The organism is Acinetobacter sp. MF4640 (genome assembly GCF_002018895.1).
Classification (GTDB): domain Bacteria; phylum Pseudomonadota; class Gammaproteobacteria; order Pseudomonadales; family Moraxellaceae; genus Acinetobacter; species Acinetobacter johnsonii.
The window spans coordinates 23,999-30,783 of the sequence record NZ_MVOM01000047.1; the positions used below are offsets into that span (position 1 = coordinate 23,999).

A 6,785-nucleotide genomic window follows, 5' to 3' on the forward strand; every position below is an offset into this window, starting at 1 on the left:
GTTTATTGCGCGGCTGATGCAGGCTGCAATAAATCCTCATAACGCAGCTCAATTTTTCTTAAGGTTTTTAAGCGCCAAAGTTGATGACGGGCTTCGGCTTCATAGCCGTTAAAGGCCAAGAGTTTGGCAAATTTGGTCAAATCATAGGGGATCGGGTAGTTCAGTACCATTTCCTCATAGTCACGAATTTGCTCAGGGCTGACTTTGCTGTATGGATTTAACTGAATCCATGCAATGCGGCGGTTAAACTCCGACAGCAGTAAAATGTGATCTTGATTGGTGAACTTTTCAGGGGTGTGTTCATAACGAGAAGCTTGATTCAGCTTTGGTACCATCAACTCATAGTCACGAATAATCAGTGCGACTAAGACCACACAGACAGTAAATGTGATCGGCATGGCAAAGCTCGGTAAAGTCCACGTTTTCACTTTTTGCTGAGATTGAATAATGCCTAGAATCAATCCGAGTGGTAGCAAGAAATAAGCGTAGAACAACGGAAATTCGAGCATTCCGTGAATCAGTAAAGCGCCGACCATCAGGAGGCCAATCACAGATTCGAGCGATGTCGCATGCTTTTGCAGTTGATAGCCCCAATAGCTGAGATAGGCAAAAAATGGAATCGCAATCACTAATCCATTCCACACAATAAAGTCGAGAATGAAGTTGTGCGCACTTTTCACCCAAACGGGGCCTTGGAACTGATCACTGATTAGGGTGTAAGCCACACTGGTTTGATGCCAACCATAACCAAACCAAGGTCGTTCAGCAATGGCATGGAGCATCTGTTGCCAAATGGCAAGACGTGACATATCGCCCGTTGCTCGCGCAACTGCATCACGGGTTTGGGTCACTTCGACATTAGACAGCTGAGCCAACAGGTGATTGAGCTGTGGAATAAACGCAGTAAATGCAATGAACAACGCAAACCATGCGAGGGCACTATACCACTTCAGTTGAACCACATCTTTGTACTGTTGATAGAGCAAATACAGAAGTACACAGATACTTGCGACCCATGATGTGCGTGACTGACTCAGTGCCACTGCATATAGCATCAATGCAGCACTGACGCACAGCAGAATCGAGTTGAATTTTTTCTTTTCAAATAGGTACAGTGTGCCGAGTAAGGACAGTATCAGAAAGCTCGCCATATTGTTCGGCTGAGCAAAGTTGGCATAAGGGCGATCGCCTTTTAAGGCAGTCATGCCGGGAATGTACTGTTCAATATTGAGCCATTGGCAAGTGGCGATGAACGCTGTTACCAGACCGACTGACCAAAATACACTACACAGACCACTAAATAATTGTTCACGTTCTAAGGGTTTTTGGCTCAGGTTAAAACCTAAAACCATACTCAGCCAGAATGCAAAGATATATAAGCCACACATCAGCGCTTTGCTGAAAAAGAACAGCTCGCCAAAACCATACTGAATGAAGGGCACCAGACTCAACAGCAATAGCGGCAGACTCACTTCCGGGAGCAAGAGTTTTTCTTTTAAAAATAAGGCAGAGAGTGCAAATAAAGATAAAAATGCAAACAATTCACCTGTATAGGTGACCCAAGGTCGATAATGAATGGGCAATAGCCATGCCAAGGCAATACAGACACTCGCTGCTAAAAAAAGAAAAAAACGCATAGGAGCTACAGATGAAAAAACTGGCTCTATGATAGTGAAAAAGCATCCAAGTTTGAGCAAAGCGCATTAAAAATTTTGTAATACAGCAAAAATTACGTCTGCGAGCGGCTTAATGTAAGGTCGGATTGGCTTGTTTGGTTTGAGCAGATGGTCGTTGCCAATTGGAGATTCCGCGGAACATGAGTTGAATCTGCACGATGGTTTGCAGTTTAAATGCAGTCTGCTGCTGTCGTAGTTTCTCGGGAGCCACATCTCGACTCAAACCAATCCAGCGCATGGCCCAGTTAAAGGATGCATCCATTAAAATATTGGCCAATACTTTGAGGTCTTCGCTGTCATGAATATGTTGCATGCTTTCAATACGGGTTAATTCATGGGCGAAGTCATCGATTAAAAAGGCAATTTCTCGCTCAATGGCTGCACGGATCAAGGCAGAACCACCCCAACGTTCTCCAATCAAGAAAATCCACTGTTCAGGATGTTGCTCTACAGCATGAAAAAATAAGTCTAGACTATGCTCAATCGTGGCATGTGGCCCATAAACATAGCTTTGTCCTAATTGCGTCAACATACTTTTGATGTGAAGCGCCGCTTGGTCGACCAGTTCAAGTCCTAACTCATCCAAATCATTAAAGTGGCGATAAAAAGCGGTCGGTACTAAACCCACTTGGCGAGTGACTTCACGGAGACTAATGCGAGCAAAGGAACGTCCCGAGGTGCTGAGTTGTAATGCAGCATTCAGCAAAGCTTGGCGGCTTTGTTGTTTACGTTCTTCTCGAATCGACATAGATGATTGCCTCAGCCTCTTTTAAGCTTCAGTTTAACAAAGAATATGGATGGGTAGGGAAACAGGCGATCAATTACAAATGCAATGCAGTCAGACAAATGCTTTGGGTCTGCTTCTGCTATACTATGCGCCAACCTATTTAGTCAGATGAAGGGCGTATTATGCGTATCGACCAACGAACATTAGATCAATTACGTGATGTCACCATTACTCGTAACTACACACGTTATGCGGAAGGTTCGGTATTGGTTGAGTTTGGTCATACCAAAGTTCTTTGTACGGCAAGTATTGATAACTCAGTACCACGCTTTTTAAAAGGCAAGGGTCAGGGCTGGGTAACTGCTGAATATGGCATGTTGCCACGTTCGACGCATACCCGGAGTGACCGTGAGGCTGCGCGTGGTAAGCAAAGTGGTCGTACTCAAGAAATTCAACGTTTGATTGGCCGTAGTCTGCGTGCCATGGTGGATTTAAAAAAACTCGGTGAAAATACCATTACCATTGACTGTGATGTGATTCAGGCGGATGGTGGTACACGTACTGCTGCGATCACCGGTGCTGCGGTGGCCCTCATTGATGCGATGAACACATTGCTTGAGAAAAAGAAAATTAAGCAAGATCCATTAAAAGGCTTAGTGGCTGCAATTTCAGTCGGTATTTTCCAAGATGAAGTGCTGTTAGACTTGTGCTATGAAGAAGACTCAAACTGCCAAACGGATTTAAACGTGGTCATGACCCAAGCTGGTGAATTTATTGAAATTCAAGGCACGGCAGAAGATAAACCATTTACCCGTGTACAGTGCAATGCCATGTTAGAAATGGCAGAAAAGGGCATTCAAGAATTGGTGAAAAAACAACAGCAAGCACTGGGTTGGTAAGTTTTAACCAAATAAAAAAACGCACTCTAGAGTGCGTTTTTTTATTGTGTGTCGCTTGAATGCAAACTATTGAAATTAAGCATTAAAACGCATAGAAAGGTCGACTGCTTTGACATCTTTGGTCAATACACCCATCGAAATATAATCCACGCCTGTGCTTGCGACTTTACGCAAGTTGGCAATGGTGATATTCCCTGACGCTTCCAATTTACACCGTCCTGCAACATGCTTGACCGCATCAATCATTTGTTGCTGACTAAAGTTGTCTAACATCACGATATCAGCTTTTGCTTCCAATGCTTGCTCTAATTCCGTCCAGGTTTCGACTTCGACCTCGACAGGTTTGCCCGGGGCAATTTGATGGGCTTTGGCAATGGCTTGTGCGATGCCGCCTGCTGCCATGATGTGATTTTCTTTGATTAAAAAAGCATCGAATAGACCTAAACGATGATTTTGACCACCGCCGACTGCGACAGCATATTTCTGGGCAATACGCAGACCCGGTAGGGTTTTACGGGTGTCGAGCAACTTGGTGTTTAAGCCATCGAGCTGTTTGACATATTCCGCAGTTTTGCTGGCCACAGCAGATAGTGTTTGTACAAAGTTGAGTGCAGGGCGTTCAACCGTAAGTAAGCTGCGTGCTGAACCCGCCAGTTTAAAAATGGTTTGATTGGCACGAACCAGATCGCCATCGTTTTTGAGCCACGTGATTTGTACACTTGGATCAAAAGCCGCAATTAATGCATTGACCCAAGGTTGACCTGCAAGAATCATGTCTTCACGGCTAATAATGGTCGCAGTCGCTTGTTCATCTTCAGGTATTAAAAGCGCCGTAATGTCACCATCACCGATGTCTTCTTGTAATGCCTGTTGAATATTCAGTTGAATAGATTGTTCAAGCAGTTGCTGCGATATGCTCATCCGATTGTCCGTATCTTTATAGAAGCCATGAAAATTGCGTAATATATTAGCATTTTTCCTGAAAAAGGCGTGAAAATTTCAGAATCAAACGCTGACCAATTTGAGAAATGACTGGGAAAGATTTAGCATGAGAGACATTAAAAAAGATTGCCCAAAGGGCGCAATGGGTTTGAGGAATAAAAATATGCAGGTCATTCCGTCGTTTCAAGTGCAAGCAGGGCAACTGCTGAGAGCAAGACAAATTCCATCGCCTAATTTTAACGCACGCCCTGCTGATACTGAGATTCAACTGATTGTCATCCATAATATCAGTTTGCCTCCCTCACAGTTTGGTGGCGGTTATATTGAACAATTTTTTCAAAATCAATTGGATTGGTCAGTACATCCATATTTTCAAACCATTCAAGGTATGCAAGTCTCAGCGCATTTACTGATTTTAAGAAGTGGTGAAGTCTTACAATTTGTCAATTTTAACGACCGTGCATGGCATGCAGGACGTTCAAGCTATTTGGCCAAGAAAGAGTGTAATGATTATTCGATTGGTATTGAGCTTGAGGGCAGTGATGACTTGCCTTTTGAAGATGCTCAATATGAAACATTGGTACACGTGACGGCCTGTTTACAACAGGCCTATCCTCAAATTCAGCAGCATTTGGCAGGACATTCCGATATTGCGCCAGGACGTAAGACCGATCCAGGCGCATTTTTTGATTGGTTAGACTATCGAAATCGTTTGCAGCAGTTAAAAAGTCAATGAATTGAGAGTCTACAACAACATTAAACAATCAAATATTCGCTGAAGTTTCATTACAATAGCGGCAAATGAAAAACTAGGTGGATACGATGGCGCTGTGGCGGTCAACCGTAATTGTAAGTGCAATGACCATGCTTTCTCGGGTCTTGGGTTTGGTACGAGACATTGTCTTACTAAATGTCTTTGGTGCGGGGAAAGATTTCGATACCTTTGTGGTGGCCTTTCGTATCCCGAACTTCTTCCGTCGGCTATTTGCTGAGGGAGCATTCTCACAGGCGTTTATTCCAGTACTGACCGAATATAAAACTGGGCGTACCCATGCGGAAGTTCAGATTCTGATTAGCCGTGTCTTTGGTTGTTTAATGACGGTTATGACGGCTTTAACCTTCCTCGCTATGGTCGCCGCCCCAGCAGTGCTATACATCTATGCACCGGGCTTCCATGCCGATCCAGAGAAGTTCGACCTCGCGGTTTCAATGTTCCGCCTCACTATTCCTTACCTATTGTTTATGTCGTTGACGGCATTTGCCAGCAGTATTTTAAACAGTTATGGTTCCTTTGCTTCGCCCGCCTTTTCACCGGTATTGCTGAATGTTGCGATGATTGCGGGGGCATGGTGGTTAACGCCGTATATGGCGGAGCCGATCATGGCACTCGGTTGGGCGGTGATTGCTGCGGGTGTATTGCAACTGGCGATCCAAATTCCTGAACTGTGGCATAAAAAGTTACTGATTCCGCCGAAAGTTGATTTTAAACATGAAGGGGTGGATCGCATCATGAAATTGATGCTGCCTGCGCTATTTGGTGTTTCTGTCACGCAAATCAACTTACTCCTGAACACCATTTGGGCTTCGTTTATGCAAGATGGTTCTGTGTCTTGGTTATATAGTGCGGAACGTATGACTGAATTACCTTTGGGCTTGATTGGGGTAGCGATTGGTACGGTGATTTTACCCGCATTGTCGACCCGTCATGCAGAGCAAAATATGTCGAAGTTCCGTGGCATGATGGATTGGGCTGCGAAGGTCATTGTTTTAGTGGGGGTGCCAGCGAGTATCGCGCTGTTTATGTTATCGACCCCCATTATTCAGGCCCTGTTCCAACGCGGTCAATTCACCATTGAAGATACGCAAATGACGGCTTTGGCGCTGCAATGTATGAGTGCTGGGGTGATTTCATTTATGTTGATTAAGGTCTTTGCACCTGGGTTTTATGCGCAGCAAGACACCAAAACGCCAGTCCGTGTCGGTTTAATGGCCGTTGCCGCAAATGCGATTTTAAACGTGGTGTTTATTGGCTTCTTTAAACTGATTGACTGGCAGGCAGAGCATATGGCTTTAGCTTTAGCTTCTTCGGGCTCTGCACTCGTGAATGCGGGGATGTTGTATTTCTATCTACACAAGCGCGATATTTTCCGTTTTGGCGCACACTGGAAAAAACTATTTATCCAGTTTGGTATTGCTAACGCCATGATGATTGCGGCATTGTGGTATGCATTGACTTGGTATAAGGGTGATGTGTCACAGTGGATTCGCGTTGCCGAAGTGATCGGGCTGTGCGTGGTCGGCGTTGTGGCTTATGCGGTTGGTTTGCTCCTAACAGGCTTTAGACCACGTCATCTCAAACATGAAGCCTAAAACAAAGCAGTACTTTTTTTATATAGTCAAATCATTATAAAACCAATACAATGGTGCAATGAGTTATTCAGAACATTTTAGACGTAAAATTTTAGCTAAGCTTGAGGAAGGTTATTCTATTCGAGCGGTAGCTGCACAATTTGAAATTAATAAAAATACCATTGTTGAATG

General features: G+C 44.2%; 6 protein-coding genes and 1 pseudogene. 4 read left to right on the top strand and 3 right to left on the bottom strand.

Annotation, left to right across the window (positions count from 1 at the left end; all coding sequences use genetic code 11):
- Positions 1–2: 2 nt before the first annotated feature.
- Positions 3–1,637, bottom strand: a complete 1,635-nt coding sequence (locus MF4640_RS14520; protein WP_078390034.1) for an O-antigen ligase family protein — start codon at positions 1,635–1,637, stop codon at positions 3–5.
- A 109-nt stretch (positions 1,638–1,746) separates the two neighbouring features.
- Complete coding sequence (locus MF4640_RS14525) at positions 1,747–2,424, bottom strand: TetR family transcriptional regulator (RefSeq protein WP_078390035.1); 678 nt, start codon at positions 2,422–2,424, stop codon at positions 1,747–1,749.
- Positions 2,425–2,585: 161 nt separating this feature from the next.
- On the opposite strand from MF4640_RS14525, the gene rph reads away from it, so the two are divergent.
- Entirely contained in the window at positions 2,586–3,302 is a 717-nt protein-coding gene (gene rph / locus MF4640_RS14530) for a ribonuclease PH (RefSeq protein ID WP_004684198.1), read from the top strand.
- Positions 3,303–3,377: 75 nt separating this feature from the next.
- Here rph and nadC read toward each other — a convergent pair whose 3' ends face one another.
- Complete coding sequence (gene nadC, locus MF4640_RS14535) at positions 3,378–4,223, bottom strand: carboxylating nicotinate-nucleotide diphosphorylase (RefSeq protein WP_078390036.1); 846 nt, start codon at positions 4,221–4,223, stop codon at positions 3,378–3,380.
- Between the two features lie 184 nt (positions 4,224–4,407).
- Between nadC and ampD the strand changes: the two genes are divergently transcribed.
- The 3 genes and pseudogenes from ampD to MF4640_RS19760 all read left to right on the top strand — a co-directional run.
- Complete coding sequence (gene ampD, locus MF4640_RS14540; protein WP_078390037.1) at positions 4,408–4,980, top strand: 1,6-anhydro-N-acetylmuramyl-L-alanine amidase AmpD; 573 nt, start codon at positions 4,408–4,410, stop codon at positions 4,978–4,980.
- A 77-nt stretch (positions 4,981–5,057) separates the two neighbouring features.
- Positions 5,058–6,614 (top strand): murein biosynthesis integral membrane protein MurJ, encoded by a 1,557-nt coding sequence (murJ, locus tag MF4640_RS14545; protein ID WP_171263898.1) that lies wholly within the window; start codon positions 5,058–5,060, stop codon positions 6,612–6,614.
- Between the two features lie 58 nt (positions 6,615–6,672).
- Positions 6,673–6,785: pseudogene (locus tag MF4640_RS19760) on the top strand (transposase); the annotation flags it as partial.